The organism is Kribbella qitaiheensis (assembly GCF_014217565.1).
GTDB classification, from domain to species: Bacteria; Actinomycetota; Actinomycetes; order Propionibacteriales; family Kribbellaceae; genus Kribbella; species Kribbella qitaiheensis_A.
In genome coordinates this window covers 3,087,564-3,109,353 of record NZ_CP043661.1, presented here as the reverse complement: position 1 = coordinate 3,109,353, position 21,790 = coordinate 3,087,564, and the positions used below count along the sequence as shown (strand labels likewise).

The following is a 21,790-nucleotide window of genomic DNA, read 5'->3' as shown; positions in this document are numbered from 1 at the left end:
TCCCCTCCGTTCCCTCGGGCATTACGAGACGGGGGAGTGCGGAATCGTTGCCTTATCAGATAGTTTCTCAGAGGCGCTGCTGCCCGGGGTCACGTACGCTGGGTAACCGGCCCGGGCTGCCCGTCCGGTCACCCTTTCCGTCCTGTTCCGACGATTGACATCGAAGAGGTTCCCGTGCCTGTTGGCAAGGTCAAGTGGTATGACTCCGAGAAGGGGTTCGGCTTCCTCAGCAAGGAGGAAGGCGGGGATGTCTATGTCCGCGCGGAGGCGCTGCCGGCCGGAGTGACCAACCTCAAGCCGGGGCAGAAGGTCGAGTTCGGGGTCGTCGAGGGCCGCAAGGGTGAGCAGGCGCTGCAGGTCCGCTTGATCGACCCGCCGCCGTCGGTGGCGAAGGCGATGCGCCCGAAGCCGGAAGACATGCAGCTGGTGATCGAGGACCTGATCAAGCTCCTCGACAGCATCGGCGAGGGCTACCGCCGCGGCCGTCACCCCGACGCCAAGGCCGCCCGCGGCGTTGCCACCGTGCTGCGAGGAGTAGCCGACAAGCTCGACGTCTAGTCCGTACTGCGATTCGCCCGCCGCCGCGCCGGCTCAGGCTCGCGCGGCGCTGCGGTCGATGAGTGCCTGGATGCCGTCGAGGACCGCATCCAGGCCGAACTGGAATTCGTCCCCCTCGTCCGAGAAGTCCGCCATCGTGGCGGCGATCATCGGCAGGCGGTCGGGGGTGGCCAGCATCAGCAGCCGACGGAGGTAGAGCTGGTCGTTCTCTTCCTTCGTCCGGTCCGAACTGACGAACATGTCGGCGGTCAGCTGGGTCGCGCCGCGCACGTAGATGTTCACCAGCACCATCGACGAGAGCCGGTCGCTCGCCTTGAGCGGGGTTCCGTCGAAGACCCGCAGGCCGGCCTCCATCCATTGCAACTGCTTCGGTGACAGCGGCGGCTCGAACAACGGGACCTGCAGGATCCAGGGGTGCCGGTAGATCGCGTCCCGGACCATGGTCGCCCACTGGGTGATCCCGGGCCGCCAACCGTCTGACGCGATCGGTTCCGGTACGCCGAACGCCTCGTCGATCATCACCGTGTACAGCTCGTCCTTGGAGTCGACGTACCGGTAGAGCGACATCGTGGTGAAGCCGACCTCGGCCGCCACCTTCGCCATCGAGACCGCGCCGAGCCCGGCCGTGTCCGCGATCCTGATCGCGGCCGCGCCGATGTCGCTGATGTGCAGCGTCGGCTTGGGACCCGGCCGGGCCGGTCCCTCGATGCCCCAGAGCAACTGCAGCACTCGCGGCAACTCCGCCGCCGTCTGCTCTGTCGGGGTCTCTTCCATTGCCTGCTCCTCGGTCTGCTCTTCCGAAATCTGCTCGCAGTCTATCTGTTTACATCATAGACAGATGCTTGCTATGGTCTGCGTACGGCGCACACAGTGTGCGTCGTACACAGATAGCTGGAGGGGTCTCATGAGCACACCGGAGCGGGCGGGACGCAAGGAATGGATCGCGCTCGGCGTACTCGCGCTGCCGCTGCTGCTGGTCTCGATGGACGTGTCGGTGCTGTACTTCGCGGTCCCGTTCATCTCTTCGGACCTGGGTGTGTCGGCGACCCAGCAACTGTGGATCTTCGACATCTACGGCTTCGTGCTGGCCGGCCTGCTGATCACGATGGGCTCACTCGGTGACCGGATCGGCCGCCGCAAGCTGTTGATCTTCGGCGCGATCGCGTTCGGCCTCGCGTCGGTCGCCGCGGCGTACGCGCAGAGCCCGGAGCAGTTGATCGCGGCCCGCGCCGTACTGGGCATCGGCGGCGCCACCCTGATGCCGTCGACGCTGGCGTTGATCCGGAACATGTTCCACGACGCGGGTCAGCGGAGTAAGGCGATCGCGTTCTGGAGCGCGATCATGATGGGCGGGATCTCGCTCGGCCCGGTGCTCGGCGGCTTCCTGCTCGAGCACTTCTGGTGGGGTTCGGTGTTCCTGATCAATACCCCGTTCATGCTGTTGCTGCTGGTTCTGGCTCCCGTCCTGCTGCCCGAGTTCAAGACGCAGGCCAAGGGCCGCTTCGACCTGCTCAGCTCGGCGCTCTCGCTGGCCTCGGTGCTGCCGGTGATCTGGGGGATCAAGGAACTCGCCGCGAACGGCATCGAGACGTTGCCGATCGTCAGCATCGTGGCCGGCCTGATCGTCGGCTTCGGCTTCATCCAGCGGCAGCGGACGGCAGACCACCCGATGATCGAGCTGGCGATGTTCCGCAACCGCGCCTTCAGTGGAGCTCTCGCCGCGAACACCATCGGCACGCTGGCGCTGGTCGGCAACGCGGTCTTCATGACGCAGTACCTGCAGCTGGTGCTCGGGATGAGCCCGCTCAAGGCCGCACTGTGGTCACTGGTCCCGTCGGTTGCGGTCGGTGCCGCAGCGCCGGTCGGTAGCGTGCTTGCCCAGAGGATCGACCGGGCTTACGTGCTGGGGATCGGCTTCGTCATCGGGGCTGCCGGGTTCGGCGTACTGACTCAGATGCACGTCGACTCTTCGCTGGTGGTCCTGCTGGTCGGCGCCGGTCTGCTGGCGGCCGGACTGGTGATGGTGATGTCGCTGGTGACCGAGGCGATCGTCGGTGCGGTGGCGCCGGAGCGGGCCGGGTCGGCCGCCGCGCTGATGGAGACCTGCAGCGAGTTCGGCGGGGCGCTCGGCATCGCAGTACTGGGCAGCATCGGTACTGCGGCCTACCGCGGCAACCTGGACTCACACCTGCCGTCGGCGCTGCCTGCCGGTGTCGCCGATGGTGTCCGCGAAGGCCTCCCGGCCGCGAGCGCTATCGCCGCACACCTGCCGACCCAGCTGGGCAACCTCGTACTGGACGCAGCTCGCCTCTCCTTCAGCCACAGCCTGAACGTGGTCGCCACCGTCGGCGCCGTCCTCCTCGCCGCCACCGCCATCGCAGTCACCCTCCTCCTCCGCGGCACCAGTCACCCGGCCTCGTCAACCTCCGACGATGCTGAGATTGAATCCGGTAAAAGGGAGGTAGTTGCTGAGGGCAACGGGCGGGCGGCTGTGGTCAGCTGATCAGCGAGGTGGCCGGATGCCTGAGCCGGTCTCGGGGCCCGACCGGCGACGCCGGAAGGGCCCCGCCTTACGTTCCAGCGTCGGCTCAGCAGCCCACGGCTGCTCCTCGACCACCGTCGCGTCATCATCCTGCTGCCCACTCCACCACCGCCCCGCCACCGGTCGTTCATCGCCGCCACTACGTGCACCGTTGGTGCTGCCACCGGCGCCACCGCGCCCGCCCCTGGCGCCGTCGCGCGCGCCATCACCTCCGCCGCCGCGTCGCGTGCTCGCGCCGCTCTCGCCTTCCCCATCTCTCCGCCGGCCGGCGTCATCGCGCTCGTTCGTGACGGTGGGGTCGCGGTCGGAGGTGTTCTCGGCGTGGGGGTTGAAGCGGAGTTCGACTGTGGGTTCTGAGTAGCGGGAAGGGTTGTCGGTGCGGGGGGTGCGGGTGCGGCGTTCGGCTATTGACTCGGGGTCGGTGGAGAGGATGGTTCGGGTGGTTGCTGATGACGCCTGGGTTTGGTCCGGGTCGTGCGGGACCGGACGGGTTTCGCGGTGCGGGGCAGGGCCTCTTGGACCCGGGTGGTCCGAGCCTCGGGTGGGTGGGACCGGGGTGGGCTTGTGGCGGATGACGAGGAAGACGACGATCGCGAGTACCGCGGCCATGAAGCCGAAGCCGAGGCGGGGGATGAGCGGCAGCAGGATGCCGCAACCGCCGCCGATCACCCAGGCCAGTTGCAGCACGGTCTCGGAGCGCGCGAAGACCGACGTACGGACTGATTCCGGTACGTCGCGCTGGATCATCGCGTCCAGCGACAACTTGCCGAGGGAACTGCACAGCCCCGCGACCAGGCCGAGCGCGATCAGCAGCGGGAAGCCGTAGAACACCGCCACGCAGATCGCCACGATCGCGTCGGCGAACAGCACGACCAGCACCACGGCCTCGGGTTTACGGGCCTTGAGCAACGACCCGGTCAAGGTGCCGAGGCTGTTGCCGATACCGGCCGCCGCGATCACCGCGCCTGCGGCGACCGCTCCGTTGAGCCCGCTGATCGGCTTGTCCCGGAGCAGGAACGCCAGGTACATGGTCAGGAAGCCGGAGACGAACCGGAGTCCGAGGTTGCAGCGGATTCCGCGCGACACCGCCGCGGTGATCGCCCGGCGACGAGCCTCGCGGCCCTCCGCACCGGTCATCTCTTCGCCGGCGGGGGAGTCCACCTTGGTGGGCAGCCGGATCGCGAGGACCAGGCCGACCGTGTAGACGAGCGCGGCCCAGCGCAGCGACCACTGCGGCCCGATCGCGGCGAACGCGCCTGCGATGCCCGCGCCGATGGTGGCGCCGGCCAGACCTGCGAGCGAGATGCGCGAGTTCGCCGTCACCAACGTGACGTCCTTGGGCAACAGTCGCGGCACTGCGGATGCTCGGGTGACGCCGTACGCCTTGGATGCGACGAGGCACCCCAGCGCAGCCGGGTAGAGCCAGGCCGAACTGCCGGAGATCGAGGCAGCCAGGCTCCAGACGAGGAAGCCCCGCAGCCCGAGAGTCGCACCGATCGCCCAGCGGCGGCCGTGCCGGAACCGGTCCAGGACCGGGCCGATCAGCGGAGCCATCAACGCGAAAGGCGCCATCGTGAGCAACAGGAAGAGCGCGACCCGATCCCGGGCCTGCGAACTCGGCACTGCGAAGAACACTGTGCCCGCGAGGGACACCGCGAAGGCTGTGTCGCCGGCCGCGTTGATCGCGCCGAGCTCGATCAGCCGGGACAATCCCGACTCGCCGGCACCCTGAGCACCGGTCAGACCACGGATCCGCCGACCGGTCGCCTTGCCCACCTTGCCGGTGAATCCGGCCGTCTTCTTCGACGCGGACGCGAACCCGACCGCGCCGACCTTCGAGGCATGCCCGATCTTCTTCCCCGCCGACCCGATCTTCTGCCCGGCACTGTCAAGCTTCTGCCCAGCATCATCGAACCGCCCACCCGCGCCCTTCTTCTCCCCACCACCATCACCCGGCGCCCGACCCCCACCGCCGTTGCCAGGTGGGCGTCCGTTTCCACCAGCATCACCAGGTGGTCGGCCGCCGCCACCGCCGTTGCCTGGTGGACGTCCGCCGCCACCGCTGTTGCCCGGCGTACGACGGTCTCCACCGGTATCGCCCGGCGCGCGGCCGGTGGTGTTGTTGGTGCCAGGGCCCGGGTTTGGGCGCCGGGGGTGCTCGGGGCGCCGGCGATCCGCGGGATCTGGACTGTCCATGCACCCATCCTGCCTTGTGCCAGGGACACAGCGCGGGTGCGGCGCGGAACTGTGTGGACAACACCAGCGGGAACTTGTGGATCGCGGTTCGGAGCACGTCCGGCGGCGTGCGAGAATGACCGATTGTGACTCCCGTCAAGACTCCGGAACCGGTCCGCGCGAAGCCCGACGCCGTCTGCGTCGCGGCAGTCGAACCTGCCCGCGACGCGGCGATCGTCGAGGCGGGCGCCGCCCAGGTCGGCGAGCACCTCGGCCATCTGGTCGAAGGCGAGCGGCTCGTCACCCACTACTTCGCCTCCACCCACCCGGGCTACCGGGGCTGGCGCTGGGCGGTGACGGTGACCCGCGCCTCGCGCGCGAAGACGATCAGCGTCAACGAGGTCGTGATGCTGCCCGGCGACGAGGCGATCGTCGCACCGGTCTGGGTGCCGTGGTCGGAGCGCGTCCAGCCGGGCGACCTGCGCCCTGGCGACCTGTTCCCGACGCTTCCGGACGACCCGCGGCTGGAGGCCGGTTTCACCGAGACCGGCGCATCCGACGAAGTACTGGCAGTCGTCGAGGAACTAGGTCTCGGCCGTGAGCGCGTCCTCTCGCAGGACGGTCGCGAAGACGCAGCCGAGCGCTGGTACGCCGGGGACTTCGGCCCGACCTCCCCGATCGCCCAGGCCGTGCCGTACAAGTGCCACTCCTGCGGCTACTGGATCCGGCTGAACGACAGCCTCGGCCAGGCCTTCGGCGCCTGCGCGAACGAGATGGCGCCGGGTGAAGGCCGGGTCGTGTCCTACGACTACGGCTGCGGCGCGCACTCGGATGTCGTCATCGAGGCACCGGACCACCCGTCCACGGAGCACGCCTTCGACACCACCGGCTACGACGACCTGGCGATGGAGACCGCGACCCGGACGGACGTCGTACCGGACGAAGAGGCCGGCCAAGTCCAGGCCGACGCGGTACAGGCCAACGTGGCGGACGTAGTACGAGAAGAGACTGCAGCGGCCGACGCCGTACGGGCCTACGTGGCGGACGTACTACGGGAGGAGACTGCAGAGGCCGACGCCGTTCAGATCGAGGTCGAGGCCGCCGCCGAGCCGTCGTCGGACGACGAGGTCCAGATGCCCTCCGCGGCGGAAATCGACGCGGAAGCAACCGCGAACTACTAGGCGCGGTTCCGCAGCGAGCTGAGGGTCAGTCCTCGTGTTCGGGGCGGTGGCCGGCCTGGATGGCGGCCCAACGGCGGCGGCAGTAGAGCAGCCCGACCCAGCCGAGGCCGAAGCCGGCCACGGTGACCCATAGCCACCACTCGTCGCCGTCCTTCTTCAGGTCGGCACGGAAGATCAGCACCACCACGAAGGCGACCGCCCAGGCGACGATGCCGAAGATCACCGTCGGGACGCCGGACACGTCCAGTGGCTTCACGTCGGCGTGCATCAGCTCGCCTCGGGCAAGCTGGCTGGTCGGGTCGGTCCGCTTCTTCGAGACCGGCGCCTCGTTCTCCTCTGCCACGCCCCCACCTTAGTCCCCGCCGACATCGAGAGCCTCCGCCGACATCGGCAGTTCCGGCCGGCACCGGGGCTCACGCCGACCTCGGCCCGGACTCGTGTCGACACGGTTCGGTGAACTTGCTCGCAACCTGTCCGCCGGACTGGCACGATGCGGGCATGAGTTCGCCACAGGCTGCCACCGCCCGCCCCGGGTCAGGCTTTCTAGACACCTTCTTCAAGATCAGTGAGCGTGGCTCCACGCTCGGCCGCGAACTCCGCGGCGGGCTGGTCACGTTCTTCACGATGGCCTACATCGTCGTGCTGAACCCGCTCATCATCGGCACCGTCAAGGACGGCACCGGCCAGTACGTCGGCGGCGGCACCGACCCGGTCGCGGCGATCGCGAAGATCGCGGTGGCCACGGCGCTGGTCGCCGGTGTCGTCACCATCTTGATGGGCGTGGTCGCGAACTTCCCGCTCGCGCTGGCGACCGGTCTCGGTCTGAACGCGTTCATCGCCTTCAGCGTGGCGACCAAGATGACCTGGGCCGACGCGATGGGCCTGGTCGTGATCGAGGGCATCATCATCTTGATCCTGGTGCTGACCGGGTTCCGGAAGGCCGTCTTCGAGGCCGTGCCATTGCAACTGAAGGTCGCGATCAGCGTCGGCATCGGCCTGTTCATCGCCTTCATCGGCGTGGTCGACGCCGGTTTCGTCCGCAGGCCCACGGCGGCCGGTGGCCCGCCGGTCGAGTTGGGTGTCGGCGGCAACCTTCGTGGCTGGCCGGTGCTGGTCTTCGTGGTCGGCCTGATCCTGATCATCACGCTGTACGCCCGCAAGGTGAAGGGCGCGATCCTGATCGGCATCCTGGCGGCGACCGTGCTGGCGATCGCGGTCGAGGCGATCTTCAACGTCGGCGGCCGGACCGCCGACAACCCGGGCGGCTGGGGGCTGAGCGTGCCCAAGTTGCCGGACAACTGGTTCACCAAACCGAATCTGGACACCATCGGCGAGTTCAACCTGTTCGGCTCGTTCGACAAGGTCGGCGTCGTCTCCGCGGTGCTGCTGATCTTCACCCTGATGCTGGCGGACTTCTTCGACACGATGGGCACGATGACCGCGATCGGCGCGGAGGCGGGCCTGCTCGACGAGGACGGTACGCCGCCGAACTCGCAGCGCATCCTGATCGTGGACAGCGTCGCGGCCGCCGCCGGTGGAGCGGCATCGGTGTCCAGCAACACGTCGTACATCGAATCCGCGTCGGGCGTCGGTGAGGGCGCGCGGACCGGGCTGGCGAGCGTGGTGACGGGGATCTGCTTCCTGATCTCGATGGTGGTCGCGCCGCTGGTCACGCTGGTGCCGTACGAAGCGGCCACGCCGGCGCTGGTGCTGGTCGGCTTCCTGATGATGACGCAGGTGAAGGGGATCGACTTCGACGATCTCGAGGTCGCCATCCCGGCGTTCCTGACGATCATCCTGATGCCGTTCACCTACTCGATCTCGGCCGGGATCGGCGCGGGCTTCGTCTCCTACACACTGCTCAAGGTGGTCCGCGGCAAGGCCCGTCAGATCCACCCGCTGATGTGGCTCGTCTCGGCCCTGTTCGTCGTCTATTTCGCGATCGGCCCGCTGGGTGACTGGCTCACCTGACGGGGCGGTGTCCTAGTACTACAGCCGTAGTTCGTGATGGTGGGGTGCTCCACCGCTCGCGGTCGGCCAGAACTTGGGGCCTTGAACACCAAACCGGGACTGCGGACATGAAGTGACCTGTTCACCGTCCCGATTTGGTGTTCAAGGTCCCCCTTTCTGGCCGCTCCGAGCGCGATTGAGGAGGTCGGCTCATTCCGCGGCTGGGGCCGTCAGGGAAGCCCGCCTTGCTTGCGATGTGGACGTCTTTGTGCACCGGCTGAGTGTTCCGGGCCGATCGCACGCTCAGGCCGAGCACAAAGAGCGGAGTGCCTGCGCCGGATGCCGGACCCTGGGCATCCGGCGCTCAGCTTTGGCCTGGCCTACTCGCATCTGGGCGTGACACCGGGCCTTGCTAGACTGACTGTCGTCGGGCTCTCCGGCATCGCCTCTCTGATCCGCTCCGAAGCGTTGATCGTCAGGCCAAGTCACCTCCTGATCCGCCTGATACAACCACCCAGAATTTCAGGTATGGATACCAACGGATTCCCTGCCCAGACTGCGCGAACCTCGCGCTTCACCCTCGGCCTGCCGGGCGCTTTCACCCTCGCACCGGACGGCCGTCGCTCGCTCTTCCTCCGTACTCGCGGTCCCGAGGACCGGACCAGTTGCCTGTGGTTGCTGGACGACGACGGCGAGCGGCTCCTGGTCGCACCCGACGAGCACGGCTCCATCCCTGCGGCGGAGGTGATCCGCCGCGAACGGTCCGGCCAGAGCGCGGCCGGCATCGTCGACTACACGACCGATTCGACGATGCGCACCGTCGCGTTCGCCCTGAACGGCGACCTCTGGGTGCTCGACGGGGATGGCGAGCCGAAGCCTGTGCCGACAGCGGGACCGGCGGTCGACCCACGGATCGACCCGACCGGCAGCCGGATCGCCTACGTGACCGACCGTGCACTGCGTGTGGTCGAACTTGCTGACGGCAACGATCGGCTGATGGCCGAAGATGCGGATCCAGAGACCAGCTGGGGTCTTGCCGAGCATGTCGCGTCGGAGTCGATGGGCCGGAGTCGCGGCCACTGGTGGTCGCCGGACGGTACTTCGTTGCTGGCGGCAAGGGTCGACCGGACTCCGGTCCAGCGCTGGTGGATCGCCGACCCGGCGAACCCGGATCGGCCGCCGCGCGAGATCGCCTATCCCGCAGCGGGTACGGCGAATGCGCTGGTTTCGTTGCACGCGTTCGACCTGAAGGGGAAGTCGGTCGCCATCGAGTGGGACCGGACGGGGTACGAGTATCTGGTCTCGGCCGGCTGGGATGCCCACGGGCCGCTGATCAGCGTCCAGTCTCGCGATCAGCGCGTCCTGCACGTCCTGGCGGCTGATGCGGACACGGGTCGAACGAGGCTCCTGCACGAGCAGCGCGACCCGGCCTGGGTCGAGATCATCGGCGGTACGCCGGCGCGCACCGCTTCGGGCGCCCTCGTCCACACTGCCGACGAGGGCGAGACCCGGCGGCTGACGATCGACGGCCTGCCCGTGACGCCCGAAGGCCTGCAGCTCCGCCGCGTTCTGGAAGTGTCGGGTGAATCGGTGCTGTTCGAGGCGAACGACGAACCGACCGAGTGCCACCTGTGGCTGTACGACGAGGCGGGGCTGCGTCGGTTGAGCGACGGCCCGGGTTCGCATACCGGCCATCGGGTCGACGGGGCGCTCTTGCTCGCCTCGAACACCGAGTCCGGCCGGACTTTCGTCGTACGCCGGGATGGCCGGCCCGATCAGGCGGTCACCTCGCTCCAAGCGGAGCCGATGGTCACGCCCCGGATCACCTGGCTGAGCGCCGGAGTACGGGAGATTCGTACGGCGTTGCTCCTACCGTCGTGGCACAAGCCGGGGGATGGGCCGCTGCCGGTGCTGATGCGGCCGTACGGCGGGCCTGCGATGGCGTTGGTGATGCGAGCCAGTAGTTGGTGGTTCTCGACCGCTCAGTGGTACGCCGAAGCTGGGTTCGCGGTGGTGATCGCGGACGGCCGCGGTACGCCGGGACGTGGTCCGGCGTGGGAGAAGACTGTTCATCGGGACACGCTGACGGCGCCGCTCGAGGATCAGGTCGTCGCGTTGCACGCGGCTGCGGAGTACTGCCCCGATCTCGATCTGACCCGGGTCGGCATCGCCGGCTGGAGCTACGGGGGAACCCTCGCGGCAGCCGCCGTACTGCGGATGCCGGAGGTCTTCCACGCCGCTATCTCAGGAGCCGGCCCGAGTGACCAGCGGCTCTACGACACTCACTGGCGGGAGCGGTTCCTCGGTCACCCGGACGAGCACCCGGAGGACTACGACCGATCGTCACCGATCACCGACGCGGCCAACCTCCAGCGGCCGCTGCTCCTCGTACATGGTCTTGCTGACGACAACGTGGTGGCTGCGCACACTTTGCGGCTGTCTGCTGCTCTGCTCGCGGCGGGTCGCCTGCACCAGGTGCTACCGCTGTCCGGTGCGACCCACCGGCCGACCGACGAGGCGACAGTGGCGGGGCTGATGCGTTACGAAATCCAGTTCCTCAAGAACGCGCTGAAGGTCGAGTAGCTTCGAGCAGTTCGGAGCGGAGTGCCAGGTAGCGGGTGCGGTCGGTGAAGAGGTCGCGGAGTTCCGCGGTGACGTTGTCGAGGAACTCCGCGCGGTAGGTGGCATCCGTCATCAGCGAGATCGAGTAGTAGAGGCCGGTGAAGATCGCGATCGCGGCGGCGACCTTGGTCAGGGTCGCGCTGAGCAGCAGCGGGTGGTTCAGCAGGGTGAACTCGTGTGACCAGGTGCCGGGGCTGATGCCCCAGAGTTCGTAGACGTGGCGGCTGATCGCGAGCAGGCCGAAGGCGACGAAGAAGAGCCCGACGCCGCTGCTGACGACCAGCACCTGCATCCATTGGCGGATCATCAGGCTGATGCTGAGATTGAGCCGCTGGATCCGGCGCAGCGGCGGGCCCGAGTCCGCGTCGCGTTCGATCCGGTCCAGCTCCTGGGGCAGCCGGAGGATCAGGAAGAGATTGCTGATCAGGGCGAAGGCGACGGCCATGAAGACGATGAAGGTCGTCGGCATGCCGGCGAACACCTGCCACATGTCGGCGGTCATGAACAGCACCAGCGAGAACACGAGCAGCAGCGGCAAGGCCCGGACCAGGCTGGCCACCGACCTGGCCAGTTCGGAGCCGAGCCGCTGTATCCCCCAGATCGTCGTACCGATCAGGCCGTAGCCGACCACGGCGTAGACCAGGCCGATCAGCAACAAGTTGCCGGCGGCAACGCCGAAGAACTGGCGGAACTGGAACTCCGACAGCACCGGCAGGAGCGCGGGGAGCAGGACGAAGGTGGCCAGTTCGGGGGTGCCGAAGCGGGTCGGCAGCGACCGGAACGGGCGGCCGCGGAGGCGGTTCAGGACGGCGAAGCCGGTGATCAGGACGGCCAGGCCGCCGAGTACGGCGAGCAGGTTGACCCAGAACGGCCACTTGAGCGAGGTCGCGCCGAGCATCTCCGCGACGAAGACGAGCCCGAGCAGCGGGGTCGCCCGGGTGAAGATGTCGTGCGTCGCCGAGAAGTCCTCGATGAACAACGGCAACCCCGCCCGCCGAAACCGCTGCTCGTACCCCGCCAGATCCGCGTCCGTCCCCATGCCCCAGACCCTAATGCCCCCAGGGCCAACCCCACCGCCCGCGCCCTGCGCCCCCCGCGCCCGGCCCCCGCCCGCCCCGCGCTGGCCCGGGCCCCGACCCTCTCGCCTTCCTTCCTTCCCTTCGGTGGAATAGCAGGTAAATATTTTTCGTTAGCAAAGGTAATGAGTTATGCTAACGATATGCCCGAGGTGGTTGCCCAGCAGGTGAAGAGTGATGTCGGTCTGGCGAGTGCGATCAGGTCGTCCACGTTGCGGCTGTCGCGACAGCTCCGCCGGCAGCGCGTCGATGGTGCGGATCTGACCGCCAACCAGCTCGGCGTGCTCGGTGCGCTGGGCAAGCACGACGCGATGACGATCGGCGAGCTGGCCGCGCACGAGCAGGTCAAGCCGCCGTCGATGACGCGGATCGTGTCGAACATGGAGGAGGGCCGGCCTCGTCGCCCGCCGCCCGCACGACACCGACAAGCGCCAGATCGTGGTCGAGCTGACCGAGACCGCCCACGCCCTGCTGCACGCCAACCGGCGGCGGCGCGACGAGTGGCTGCAGAACAAGCTGAAGAAACTGACCCCTGAGGAGCGCGACATCCTGCGCAAGGCAGCACCTGTACTAGAGCGCCTGGCGGCCATGTGAGCCCGACCTTCCGCGCGTTCCACGTTCGTAATTTCCGTCTCTACGCCTCCGGGGCCATCGTCTCAAACGTCGGCACCTGGATGCAGCGGGTCGCCCAGGACTGGCTGGTCCTGGAGCTGACCCACTCCGGCACCGCCCTGGGGATCGTCACCGGTCTCCAGTTCCTCCCTGCCCTGCTGATCTCGCCGTACGCGGGTCTGATCGCGGACCGGTTCCCCAAGCGCAAGGTGCTGACCATCACCCAGGTCGCGATGGGCGCGATCGCCCTGATCCTGGGCACGATGACCGTGACCGGCGTGGTCCAGACCTGGCACGTCTACGCGCTCGCCTTCCTGTTCGGGATCGGCACCGCGTTCGACGCACCGACGCGGCAGGCGTTCGTCGTCGAGATGGTCGGCAAGGAGGAGCTGTCCAACGCCGTAGGTCTGAACTCGGCGTCCTTCAACGCGGCGCGGTTGATCGGCCCCGGGCTGGCCGGCCTGCTGATCCACTGGATCGGCACCGGGCCGGTGATCATCATCAACGGCGTCAGCTACGCGGCGGTGATCCTGTCCCTGCACCTGATGCGCTCCAACGAGTTGCACACGCCCAAGGTGGCGGCCCGTGACAAGGGCATGATTCGCGACGGGATGCGGTATCTGTGGCGCCGTCCCGATCTGATGATGGTGCTGGTCGCGGTGTTCTTCGCCGGCTGTTTCGGGCTGAACTTCCAGATGACGTCCGCGCTGATGGCCACTCAAGCGTTCCACAAGGGCGCGGGGGAGTACGGCATCCTCGGCTCGATCCTGGCGATCGGCTCGCTCGCGGGCGCGCTGCTGGCGGCCCGGCGGGTCCGGACCAGGGCCCGGTTGGTGCTCGGTGCCGCGCTGGCCTTCGGGGTGATGGTCGTCATCAGCGGGCTGATGCCGACGTACCTGACCTTCGCCCTGGTGCTCCCGTTGGTCGGGTTCACCGCCCTGACGATGCTGACCTCGGCCAACGCCACGATGCAGCTGGGGATCGAGCCGACCATGCGCGGCCGGGTGATGGCGCTCTACATGACGGTTCTGATGGGCGGTACGCCGATCGGCTCGCCGTTGATCGGCTGGGTCGGTCAGGAGTACGGCGCCCGGTGGTCCCTGATCGTGGGCGGCAGCCTGACCTTCCTCGGCACGACCGCCTCCGTGCTCTACTTCTCGCGCCGCCGCGGTCTGGCGATCCGGCCGCACCTGCTGCCCAGGCCACGGCTCGAGATCCTCACCCCGACCACGGACCTGCTCGGCGAGAAGGCCACCCTCACTGATCCACCGGCCACCAAGCCCCGGGTCGCCTGAGCCGGCCCGGCCCTGCAAGCTGCCTCCACCGTTAGGGCCAGGTAACGATGGTCCGTGGGTTCTGGTTGGGGGTCACGCGCACAATGGGGTGTGACTCATTACGACTTGGTGGTCGTCGGCACCGGCTCCGGCAACACGATCGTGTCCAAGCAGTTCGCGAACTGGAAAGTGGCGATCGTCGAAAAGGGCATCTTCGGCGGGACCTGCCTGAACGTGGGCTGTATCCCGACCAAGATGTTCGTGCACACCGCCGACCTGGCCGCCACCCCTTCGCACAGTTCCCGGCTCGGCGTGGACGAGAAGCTCACCGGGGTGCGCTGGCCGGACATCCGGGACCGGATCTTCGGCCGGATCGACCCGATCTCGGCCGGCGGCGCGGAGTACCGGGAGCACCACGCGAACAACGTGAACGTCACCCTGTACCACGGCACCGGCCGGTTCACCGCTGACGGCGAGCTGACCGTGACCGCCAACGAGGGCGGCGAGCTCGAGGTGCTGACGGCCGACCGGTTCGTGCTCGCGGCCGGTAGCCGGCCGATCGTGCCCGACATCCCAGGGCTGGACGAGACCGGGTTCCAGACGTCGGGGACGATCATGCGCCTCGAGCAGCTGCCCAGCCGGCTGGGCATCATCGGCAGCGGTTTCGTCGCCGCCGAGTTCGCGCATGTCTTCTCGTCACTCGGCGTCGAGGTGACGCTGATCGCGCGCTCCGACCGGATGCTGCGGCACGAGGACAGCGAGATCGCGAAGCGCTACACGGAGATCGCGCAGGAGCGGTACACGGTCAAGCTGCTGCACGAGACCGTTCGGGTCTGGCGCGGGCAGGACGGGATCGTCGTCAAGACGCTCAGCCCTGCGGGTGTGGACGAGTTGGTGGTCGACGAGTTGCTGGTCGCGGTCGGCCGGACACCGAACTCGGACCTCCTCAATGTCGGGGTCACCGGGATCGAGCTGGAGTCCGACGGCCGGGTGGTGGTCGACGAGTTCCAGGAGACGGCGGTCGAGGGGATCTACGCGCTCGGCGACGTCTGTTCGCCGTACCAGCTGAAGCACGTCGCGAACCACGAGGCGCGGGTCGTGCAGCACAACCTGCTGCACCCCGACGACCGGATCGACTCCGATCACCGGTTCGTGCCACATGCAGTGTTCGGTTCGCCCCAGGTGGCGTCGGTCGGGCTGACGGAGGAAGAGGCGATCGAGCAGGGCGTCCGGTACGTCGTGGGCCGCGAGGCGTACGCCGATATCGCGTACGGCTGGGCGATGGAGGACACCACCGGGTTCGCCAAGATCCTGGCCGACCCGGACACCGGGCAGATCCTCGGCTGCCATGTGATCGGCCCGCAGGCGTCGACGGTCATCCAGCCCGTCATCCAGGCGATGAGCTTCGGCCTCGATGCCCACACGATGGCCCGCGGTCAGTACTGGATCCACCCGGCGATGCCCGAGCTGATCGAGAACGCGCTGCTGAACCTCAAACTCAAGAGCTGACCCTTCTTCCTTACGTCCGAAGAACCGGAGGGACGTGTCCTCCACTTCTTCGGACGTAAGCAAAGGAGGTTAGCGGAAGGCGGCGATCACCTCGGCCATCGTGGCGAGGGGAGTCAGGTCGTCGTCGAGGTCGGGCAGGCTGAGCATCACCTCGGCCGCACCGGCCTCGGCGAGTTCGCGGAAGCGGCCGATCTGATCGGAGACAGTGCCCGCGTTGACGGTCGCGGCGTACTTGGCCGGGTCCTGGTTGCGCGGCCGGAGTCGCTCGACAAGCTCGGTGAGGTGCTGATGGTCCTTGCCGACGAGCGTGGTCGACAGCTGGGTGAGTCGTGGTGGTTCGTCGGTCTGCGCTTTGAGGAACTCGGATTTCTCGCGCACCTTGGCCGCATCGCCGAAGACGTTGACCGCGTCGGCGTACCGGGCGGCGAGTTTGAGCGTGCGGCGGCCACTGCCACCGACCAGGATCGGTAGCGGATCCTGCAACGGGCGTGGATAACAAGCCGTCTCCGGTACGTCGAGAACCTTGCCCCGCCAGGGCTTGTTGCCCGGTCCCCACAACACGGGTAGCAGTTGCAGTGCGTCCTCGAGCAAGGCATAGCGATCGCCGACCGAGGGAAAGTCCCAGCCGTACGCCTTGTGCTCGGCCTCGAACCAGGCGAGCCCGAGTCCGCAGACCGCGCGGCCGCCACTCAGTACGTCGAGCGTGGCGGCGATCTTCCCGAGGTGGGCGACGTTGCGATAGGTGATCCCGGTGACGAGCGTGCCGACCTTCACCCGCTCGGTGCAGGCCGCCAGATAGGCCAGCGTCGTCCAGCTCTCCAGAAAGTCTTCCCACGCGCGCCCGACCTGCGGGATCTGCCGGAAATGGTCCATCACGTAGATGCTGTCGAAGCCCGCTGCCTCGGAGGCGACTCCGACCTGCTTGATCCATTGGCCCGTCGTCTTCCGGCCGGCCTTGTGGGTGTAGCTGCTCAACTGCAACCCGAATTGCAACCGCGTCGGCGCATCCCGCTGCCGCTGCACCGCTTCCGTCGCGGCAACGAACGCCTCCGGTACTACGCGTACCGCGCGCGGCGCGAGCACTTCGTCGTACCCCTCGTCCGGAAGGTCCTTCTTCACCGCCGACCAGGTCTTGAGCTGGCTGGTGAGCACGTCGGCCGGGATCCGCTTGGTGCGCTCGCGATTGCGCCTCCGGCACTCCGCCGGGGGAGTGTCGAAGGCGACCGCCACACACGGAATCCCTTGCGCCCTGGCGAGTTCGAGCCAGTTGCGCCGTCGTACCGGATCAAGTCCGAGCGTGTCGATGACGGTGGTCAGTCGCCGGCCGATCCGTTGCCTGACCACCTCTTCGAGCAGGGTGAACGCATCGGCACTCGCGGCCAGATCGTCCTCGCCGGCGCCGACCATCGCCCGGAGCCGATCACTCGACACGATCAGGTCCGGAGCGAACGTCTCAGCCGCCCAGGTCGACTTCCCGGCCGCCCCCGGGCCCGACCAGCACCACCACACACGGCGCCGGCAGATTCCGCCCATCCGTGTGCACAGTCATGCCTCAGTGTCACCTCCGGGGGCGATATCCAGAAGCAGCGAGGGCTCGCGACCTCTACGCTTTGCGGATGCGATTGTTTGTGGGTTTGGTGCCGGCGGTGGAGGTTGTGGAACACCTGAGCGAGTTCGTGGAGCCTCGGCGGGCGTTTCCGGATGAGGACATCCGGTGGGCGGCGGACGAGAACTGGCACGTCACCTTGGCGTTCCTGGGCGACGTACCGGAGTACAAAACAGAAGAATTGGCGGAGCGGCTGGAGTCGGCCGCCAAACGGCAGAAGCCGTTCGACCTGCAGCTCAAAGGCAGTGGCGCCTTCCCGAGCGTGGCGGACGCGCGGGTGCTGTGGACCGGCGTACGGGACGAGTCGGACGCGCTGCCACATCTGGCGATGACCACGCGATCGGCGGCGAACAAGGCCGGCGTGACCGTGGACGGGCGCAAGTTCACCCCGCACCTGACGCTGGCGCGGCTGCGGCAGCCGATGGACGTCGCCCGCTGGGTGCGGATCTTCGACGAGTACGAAGGACCGGTCTGGACCGCTGACCGGGTCGAACTGATCTCATCGCGGCTCGGAGAGGGTCCGAGCCATGGTGCGGCGTACGACACAGTGGGCGAATGGGAGTTCTTAGGCTAACCTTCGGAAGGTTAGCCGTACCTAAGATCCCTGGAGTTCCGTCATGCTCGCCAACTTCCTGATCGGCCTGCGAGAAGGCCTCGAGGCCTCGTTGGTGGTCAGCATTCTGGCCACCTTCCTGGTCAAGTCCGGGCATCGTGATCGGCTCAGACTGGTCTGGGCCGGTGTGGGTGCGGCGCTCGGTGTGGCGGCGCTCGGCTGGGCCCTGCTGCAGTTCATCACCGCGCTGACGGCGAAGTCGTTCACCACCCAGGAGACCATCAGCGGGGTGATGTCGATCCTCGCGGTCGGCTTCGTCACCTGGATGATCTTCTGGATGCGCAAGGCGTCACGGACGATCGCCAAGGAGTTGCGCGACCGGATGGGCGCCGCACTCGAGATGGGTTCGCGCGCCGTTGTCGTACTGGCCTTCCTGGCGGTCTTCCGCGAAGGCATCGAGACCGCGTTCATCGTCTACGCGTCGGCAGCGACCGCCACCACGGCGACGCCGTTCATCGGCGTGCTGCTCGGCCTCGCGGTCGCGGTCGGCCTCGGCTTCGGCATCTACAAGGGCGCCGTGAAGATCAACCTCGGCACCTTCTTCAACTACACCGGCGCGATCCTGATCCTGGTCGCGGCCGGCATCTTCGCCTACGGCTTCCACGACCTGCAGGAGGCCGGCATCCTGCCTGGCCTGCACAATGTGGCGTTCGACATCTCGCACGTGATCCCCCCGGACAGCTGGTACGGCGTGGTCCTGAAGGGGATCTTCAACTTCAACCCGGCCCCGAGCGTGATCGAGGCGCTCGCCTGGCTGGCCTATCTCGTCCCGGTGCTGGTGCTCTACCTGCGCCCCGTCAAGCGCAGTACGCCGCCCGCAGTACCAGCCAAGGCAGAAGCCGAAGCAGCCTGAGCCGTCCGCGGCCCCGTTCCACTCTCACCCGTCCAGGAGACACCAGCATGATCACGCTCACGGCCCGCCGGGCCACCGCAGTCGGCGCAGCACTGCTGCTCGCGGGCGTCGCCGGCTGCGCCAAGGAGACCCCGGCAGCCGCGCCCGGTGACACGACCGGTCCGGTCACCGTCAAGGCGACCGACTCGGAGTGCGCGCTGAGCCGCAGCGACGTGAAGTCGGGCACCAGTACCTTCTCCATCTCCAACGGCGGCAGCAAGGTCACCGAGTTCTACGTGTACGCCGAGGGCGACCGGGTGATGGGTGAGGTCGAGAACATCGGCCCGGGCCTCAAGCGCGACCTGATCGTGGAGCTGCCGACCGGCAAGTACCAGGCCGTCTGCAAGCCCGGAATGGTCGGCGACGGGATCCGCGGCGACCTGAACGTCGCAGGTGACGCCGCCGCCCAGGTGGACGAGGACACCGCGCTCAAGCAGGCCGTCGACAACTACTCGCGGTACGTGAACTCGCAGGCGATCGCGCTGGAGCAGAAGACCACCGAGTTCGTCACCGCGGTGAAGGCGGGGGATGTGGCCAAGGCCAAGGCGCTGTTCCCGGTCTCGCGGTCCTACTGGGAGCGGATCGAGCCGGTCGCGGAGTCGTTCGGCGACCTCGACCCGAAGATCGACGCGCGGGTCAACGACGTCGAGCCGGGCACCGAGTGGACCGGGTACCACCGGATCGAGCAGGCTCTGTGGGAGAAGAACACCACCGCCGGGATGGCGAAGTACGCCGATCAGTTGCTGGTCGACGTGAAGACCGTGGTCGCCAAGGCCAAGGTCGTGAAGCTCACCCCGCTGCAGATGGCCAACGGCGCCAAGGAACTGCTGGACGAGGTCGCCACCGGCAAGGTCACCGGTGAGGAAGACCGCTACTCGCACACCGACCTGTGGGACTTCCAGGCCAATGTCGAAGGTTCGCAGGCCGCGATCCAGGCACTCCGCCCGGCGCTGCAGAAGCGGGACGGCACCCTTGTCAGCACCCTCGACACGAACTTCAAGGCCGTCTTCGCCGCGGTCGACAAGTACCGCACCGCGGATGGATTCAAGCCGTACAACCTGTCCGACGCCGAGAAGAAGCAGCTCGGTACCGTGGTCGACGCGCTGGCCGAGCCGGTCAGCAAGGTCGCCGGAGTGATCGCGAAGAAATGACGTCGGCACGGTCTTCCAAGGGAATCTCGCGCCGCGGTCTGTTCGGGGCCGCGGGCGCGGCGGTGGCGACCGGTGTCGCCGGGTACGTCGCGCACTCGGCGCTCGCAGGCGAGGAATCGCAGGCGGCGGACAACACCGGCCCGGTCGAGTTCCACGGGCCGCATCAGGCCGGGATCGTCACCCCGGCCCAGGACCGGCTGCACTTCGCGACCTTCGACGTCACCGCGACCAAGCGGGACGACGTGATCGCGTTGCTGAAGGAGTGGACCGCCGCGGCGGCGCTGATGACGGCTGGCCGCGACATCGGCCAGTACGGCGCGGTGAACGGACCGGGGGAGGCTCCGCCCGAGGACACCGGCGAAGCGGTCGGCCTGCCGCCGGCCCGGCTGACCATCACCATCGGCTTCGGCCCGAGCTTCTTCGTCGATGCTTCGGGCAACGACCGGTTCGGGATCAAGGCGAAGCGGCCGGCCGCGCTGGTGGACCTGCCGCACTTCATCGGGGACAACCTCGACGCGAACCGGAGCGGCGGCGACATCGCAGTACAGGCTTGTTCGGACGATCCGCAGGTCGCCGTGCACGCGATCCGCAACCTCGCCCGGATCGGGTTCGGCCGGGCCGCGGTCCGGTACTCCCAGCTCGGCTTCGGCCGGACGTCTTCCACCAGCAGGGCGCAGAGCACGCCGCGGAACCTGTTCGGGTTCAAGGACGGGACGAACAACCTCAAGCTGGAGGACACCGACAAGCTCGAGCAGCAGCTCTGGGTGCAGCCCGAGGACGGCCCGGACTGGATGGTCGGCGGCTCCTATCTGGTCTCCCGCCGGATCCGGATGACGATCGAGATCTGGGACCGGACCTCGCTCGGTGAGCAGGAGAAGATCATCGGCCGCGGCAAGGGCACCGGTGCTCCGCTCGGCAAGGCCGACGAGTTCGACACGATCGACTTCGGCGCCAAGAATTCTGACGGTTCTTTCAAGGTGGCAGCGCACTCCCATGTCCGGCTGGCGCATCCGCAGTTCAACAAAGGCGCCGAACTGCTCCGCCGCGGCTACAACTTCGTGGACGGTTCGGACGGCCTCGGCCGGCTCGACGCGGGACTGTTCTTCCTTGCCTACCAGCGGGATCCGCGCAAGCAGTTCATCCCGATCCAGCAGCAGCTGTCCCGCTCGGACACGATGAACGAGTACATCCGGCACGTCGGTTCCGGCGTCTTCGCCTGCCCTGGCGGCGTCACTCCCGGCTCCTACTGGGGCGAGAAACTCTTCACCTAGGCCTCCTGCGCCACGTAATGTGCGGGCGGTGGGGGATTCCAGGCAGGTCAGACCGACTCGGACGGGGCTGTACCTGAGCGTCTTCGCGGGCGTCGTGGTCGCTGTGGTTCTGGTGTTCGTCATCCTGCGGTTCGAGACGGACCGTGACGACGCCTCCAGCTTCGCCGGGTCGGAGCGCCCCACAGCGCGCCCGAGCGGTGGCAGCAGCGGATCGGGCAGTACGACGCCTGGTCGTGGCGGGCCTGTGCCGTGCGAGTCGGCGGCCGGCGGGCTGTACTGCTTTCCGCGAGCCACCGTGACCAGCGTGGCCGATGCCCTCAAGGTCCAGGGCGCCAAGTGCGCGAAGGACGGCGGCGACCTCGCCTGCCGGGCCGGCTCCGGCGCCGACGGCTCGGAGGTGTCCCTCCAGGCGGCATCCGCCGATCTCGACCAGTTGGCCACCCTGAGCGTGACGACCGTCAGCCAGGCGGCCGGCAACAACGACGCGGGACGCGAACGGGTGATCGGCCAGTTGACGCGAGCGACCCCGACCCTGCTCTCGAACCTGTTGCCAGGGGAGGCCAAGACTCAAGGGGCCGTCCGGACCTGGCTGAACCGACACCTGAACAAGTGCCCGGACGGCCCGACCATGATCGGTGGCTACAAGGTCTGGTGCGACCCACCGACCAGGGTCAGCGCGGGCACGTCCGGGCAACTCGTCAGCAAGTGGACTGTCAGCTTCACGGTCGACAGCGCCACGGCCATCCCGCCGCGCTGAT

The 21,790-nt window shown here is 67.9% G+C and carries 17 protein-coding genes and 1 pseudogene; 13 read left to right on the top strand and 5 right to left on the bottom strand.

From position 1 onward, the window contains the following. Positions 1-174 precede the first annotated feature (174 nt). A complete protein-coding gene (locus F1D05_RS14265; protein WP_185448145.1) occupies positions 175-558 on the top strand; it encodes a cold-shock protein in 384 nt (127 codons plus the stop codon). A gap of 33 nt (positions 559-591) precedes the next feature. Here F1D05_RS14265 and F1D05_RS14260 read toward each other — a convergent pair whose 3' ends face one another. Next, positions 592-1,332: a TetR/AcrR family transcriptional regulator gene (locus F1D05_RS14260; RefSeq protein ID WP_185448144.1), complete on the bottom strand. Its 741-nt coding sequence runs from the start codon at positions 1,330-1,332 to the stop codon at positions 592-594. A gap of 130 nt (positions 1,333-1,462) precedes the next feature. Between F1D05_RS14260 and F1D05_RS14255 the strand changes: the two genes are divergently transcribed. Next, the gene (locus F1D05_RS14255) at positions 1,463-3,061 is read left to right on the top strand and encodes an MFS transporter (RefSeq protein WP_185448143.1); all 1,599 of its coding nucleotides are present in this window, start codon (positions 1,463-1,465) and stop codon (positions 3,059-3,061) included. Here the strand turns inward: F1D05_RS14255 and F1D05_RS14250 are convergent, their stop codons facing one another. Then, a complete protein-coding gene (locus tag F1D05_RS14250) occupies positions 3,062-5,296 on the bottom strand; it encodes an MFS transporter (RefSeq protein WP_246486688.1) in 2,235 nt (744 codons plus the stop codon). Positions 5,297-5,418: 122 nt separating this feature from the next. Between F1D05_RS14250 and F1D05_RS14245 the strand changes: the two are divergent. Continuing rightward, positions 5,419-6,186, top strand: a pseudogene (locus tag F1D05_RS14245) (DUF3027 domain-containing protein); the annotation flags it as partial. Between the two features lie 295 nt (positions 6,187-6,481). Here F1D05_RS14245 and F1D05_RS14240 read toward each other — a convergent pair. Beyond that, entirely contained in the window at positions 6,482-6,799 is a 318-nt protein-coding gene (locus F1D05_RS14240; protein WP_185448142.1) for a DUF2530 domain-containing protein, read from the bottom strand. A gap of 155 nt (positions 6,800-6,954) precedes the next feature. On the opposite strand from F1D05_RS14240, the gene F1D05_RS14235 reads away from it, so the two are divergent. Both F1D05_RS14235 and F1D05_RS14230 read left to right on the top strand, forming a co-directional pair. Then, positions 6,955-8,427: an NCS2 family permease gene (locus tag F1D05_RS14235; RefSeq protein ID WP_185448141.1), complete on the top strand. Its 1,473-nt coding sequence runs from the start codon at positions 6,955-6,957 to the stop codon at positions 8,425-8,427. Between the two features lie 507 nt (positions 8,428-8,934). Further along, the gene (locus tag F1D05_RS14230; RefSeq protein ID WP_185448140.1) at positions 8,935-10,989 is read left to right on the top strand and encodes a S9 family peptidase; all 2,055 of its coding nucleotides are present in this window, start codon (positions 8,935-8,937) and stop codon (positions 10,987-10,989) included. Here the strand turns inward: F1D05_RS14230 and F1D05_RS14225 are convergent. Continuing rightward, complete coding sequence (locus tag F1D05_RS14225) at positions 10,964-12,067, bottom strand: hypothetical protein (protein WP_185448139.1); 1,104 nt, start codon at positions 12,065-12,067, stop codon at positions 10,964-10,966. The two genes, F1D05_RS14230 and F1D05_RS14225, sit on opposite strands and share 26 nt — an antisense overlap. Positions 12,068-12,247: 180 nt before the next feature. Here F1D05_RS14225 and F1D05_RS14220 point away from each other — a divergent pair, with 180 nt between their 5' ends. The 3 genes from F1D05_RS14220 (at position 12,248) to F1D05_RS14210 (ending at position 15,499) form a co-directional block, all read left to right on the top strand. After that, on the top strand, positions 12,248-12,640 hold the full coding sequence (locus F1D05_RS14220; protein ID WP_246486686.1) for a MarR family transcriptional regulator: 393 nt from the start codon (positions 12,248-12,250) through the stop codon (positions 12,638-12,640). A gap of 54 nt (positions 12,641-12,694) precedes the next feature. Then, positions 12,695-14,011, top strand: coding sequence for an MFS transporter (locus F1D05_RS14215; RefSeq protein ID WP_185448138.1), 1,317 nt, complete (start codon positions 12,695-12,697; stop codon positions 14,009-14,011). A 90-nt stretch (positions 14,012-14,101) separates the two neighbouring features. Further along, positions 14,102-15,499: a mycothione reductase gene (locus tag F1D05_RS14210; RefSeq protein ID WP_185448137.1), complete on the top strand. Its 1,398-nt coding sequence runs from the start codon at positions 14,102-14,104 to the stop codon at positions 15,497-15,499. A gap of 69 nt (positions 15,500-15,568) precedes the next feature. Here F1D05_RS14210 and F1D05_RS14205 read toward each other — a convergent pair whose 3' ends face one another. Continuing rightward, positions 15,569-16,930, bottom strand: coding sequence for an LLM class flavin-dependent oxidoreductase (locus F1D05_RS14205; RefSeq protein WP_246486685.1), 1,362 nt, complete (start codon positions 16,928-16,930; stop codon positions 15,569-15,571). Between the two features lie 185 nt (positions 16,931-17,115). On the opposite strand from F1D05_RS14205, the gene thpR reads away from it, so the two are divergent. From thpR to F1D05_RS14180, 5 genes are read left to right on the top strand one after another with little or no spacing between them, the layout of a single operon-like run. Further along, on the top strand, positions 17,116-17,679 hold the full coding sequence (gene thpR / locus F1D05_RS14200; RefSeq protein ID WP_185448135.1) for an RNA 2',3'-cyclic phosphodiesterase: 564 nt from the start codon (positions 17,116-17,118) through the stop codon (positions 17,677-17,679). Between the two features lie 43 nt (positions 17,680-17,722). After that, positions 17,723-18,571, top strand: a complete 849-nt coding sequence (gene efeU, locus F1D05_RS14195; RefSeq protein ID WP_185448134.1) for an iron uptake transporter permease EfeU — start codon at positions 17,723-17,725, stop codon at positions 18,569-18,571. 47 nt (positions 18,572-18,618) lie between these two features. Next, positions 18,619-19,761: an iron uptake system protein EfeO gene (gene efeO, locus F1D05_RS14190; protein WP_185448133.1), complete on the top strand. Its 1,143-nt coding sequence runs from the start codon at positions 18,619-18,621 to the stop codon at positions 19,759-19,761. After that, positions 19,758-21,032 carry an iron uptake transporter deferrochelatase/peroxidase subunit gene (gene efeB, locus F1D05_RS14185; protein WP_185448132.1) on the top strand — a complete coding sequence of 425 codons (1,275 nt, stop codon included), beginning with the start codon at positions 19,758-19,760 and terminating at the stop codon, positions 21,030-21,032. The genes efeO and efeB overlap by 4 nt, the downstream gene beginning before the upstream one ends. 28 nt (positions 21,033-21,060) lie before the next feature. Beyond that, complete coding sequence (locus F1D05_RS14180) at positions 21,061-21,789, top strand: hypothetical protein (protein ID WP_185448131.1); 729 nt, start codon at positions 21,061-21,063, stop codon at positions 21,787-21,789. The last annotated feature ends 1 nt before the right edge of the window (position 21,790 follow it).

Excerpts from the sequence above, each read along its gene's own strand:
- F1D05_RS14260 (WP_185448144.1), bottom strand. The coding sequence starts at position 1,332 with ATGGAAGAGACCCCGACAGAGCAGACGGCGGCGGAGTTGCCGCGAGTG.
- F1D05_RS14255 (WP_185448143.1), top strand. The coding sequence starts at position 1,463 with ATGAGCACACCGGAGCGGGCGGGACGCAAGGAATGGATCGCGCTCGGC.
- F1D05_RS14250 (WP_246486688.1), bottom strand. The coding sequence starts at position 5,296 with ATGGACAGTCCAGATCCCGCGGATCGCCGGCGCCCCGAGCACCCCCGG.
- F1D05_RS14235 (WP_185448141.1), top strand. The coding sequence starts at position 6,955 with ATGAGTTCGCCACAGGCTGCCACCGCCCGCCCCGGGTCAGGCTTTCTA.
- F1D05_RS14230 (WP_185448140.1), top strand. The coding sequence starts at position 8,935 with ATGGATACCAACGGATTCCCTGCCCAGACTGCGCGAACCTCGCGCTTC.
- F1D05_RS14225 (WP_185448139.1), bottom strand. The coding sequence starts at position 12,067 with ATGGGGACGGACGCGGATCTGGCGGGGTACGAGCAGCGGTTTCGGCGG.
- F1D05_RS14220 (WP_246486686.1), top strand. The coding sequence starts at position 12,248 with ATGCCCGAGGTGGTTGCCCAGCAGGTGAAGAGTGATGTCGGTCTGGCG.
- thpR (WP_185448135.1), top strand. The coding sequence starts at position 17,116 with ATGCGATTGTTTGTGGGTTTGGTGCCGGCGGTGGAGGTTGTGGAACAC.
- efeU (WP_185448134.1), top strand. The coding sequence starts at position 17,723 with ATGCTCGCCAACTTCCTGATCGGCCTGCGAGAAGGCCTCGAGGCCTCG.
- efeO (WP_185448133.1), top strand. The coding sequence starts at position 18,619 with ATGATCACGCTCACGGCCCGCCGGGCCACCGCAGTCGGCGCAGCACTG.
- efeB (WP_185448132.1), top strand. The coding sequence starts at position 19,758 with ATGACGTCGGCACGGTCTTCCAAGGGAATCTCGCGCCGCGGTCTGTTC.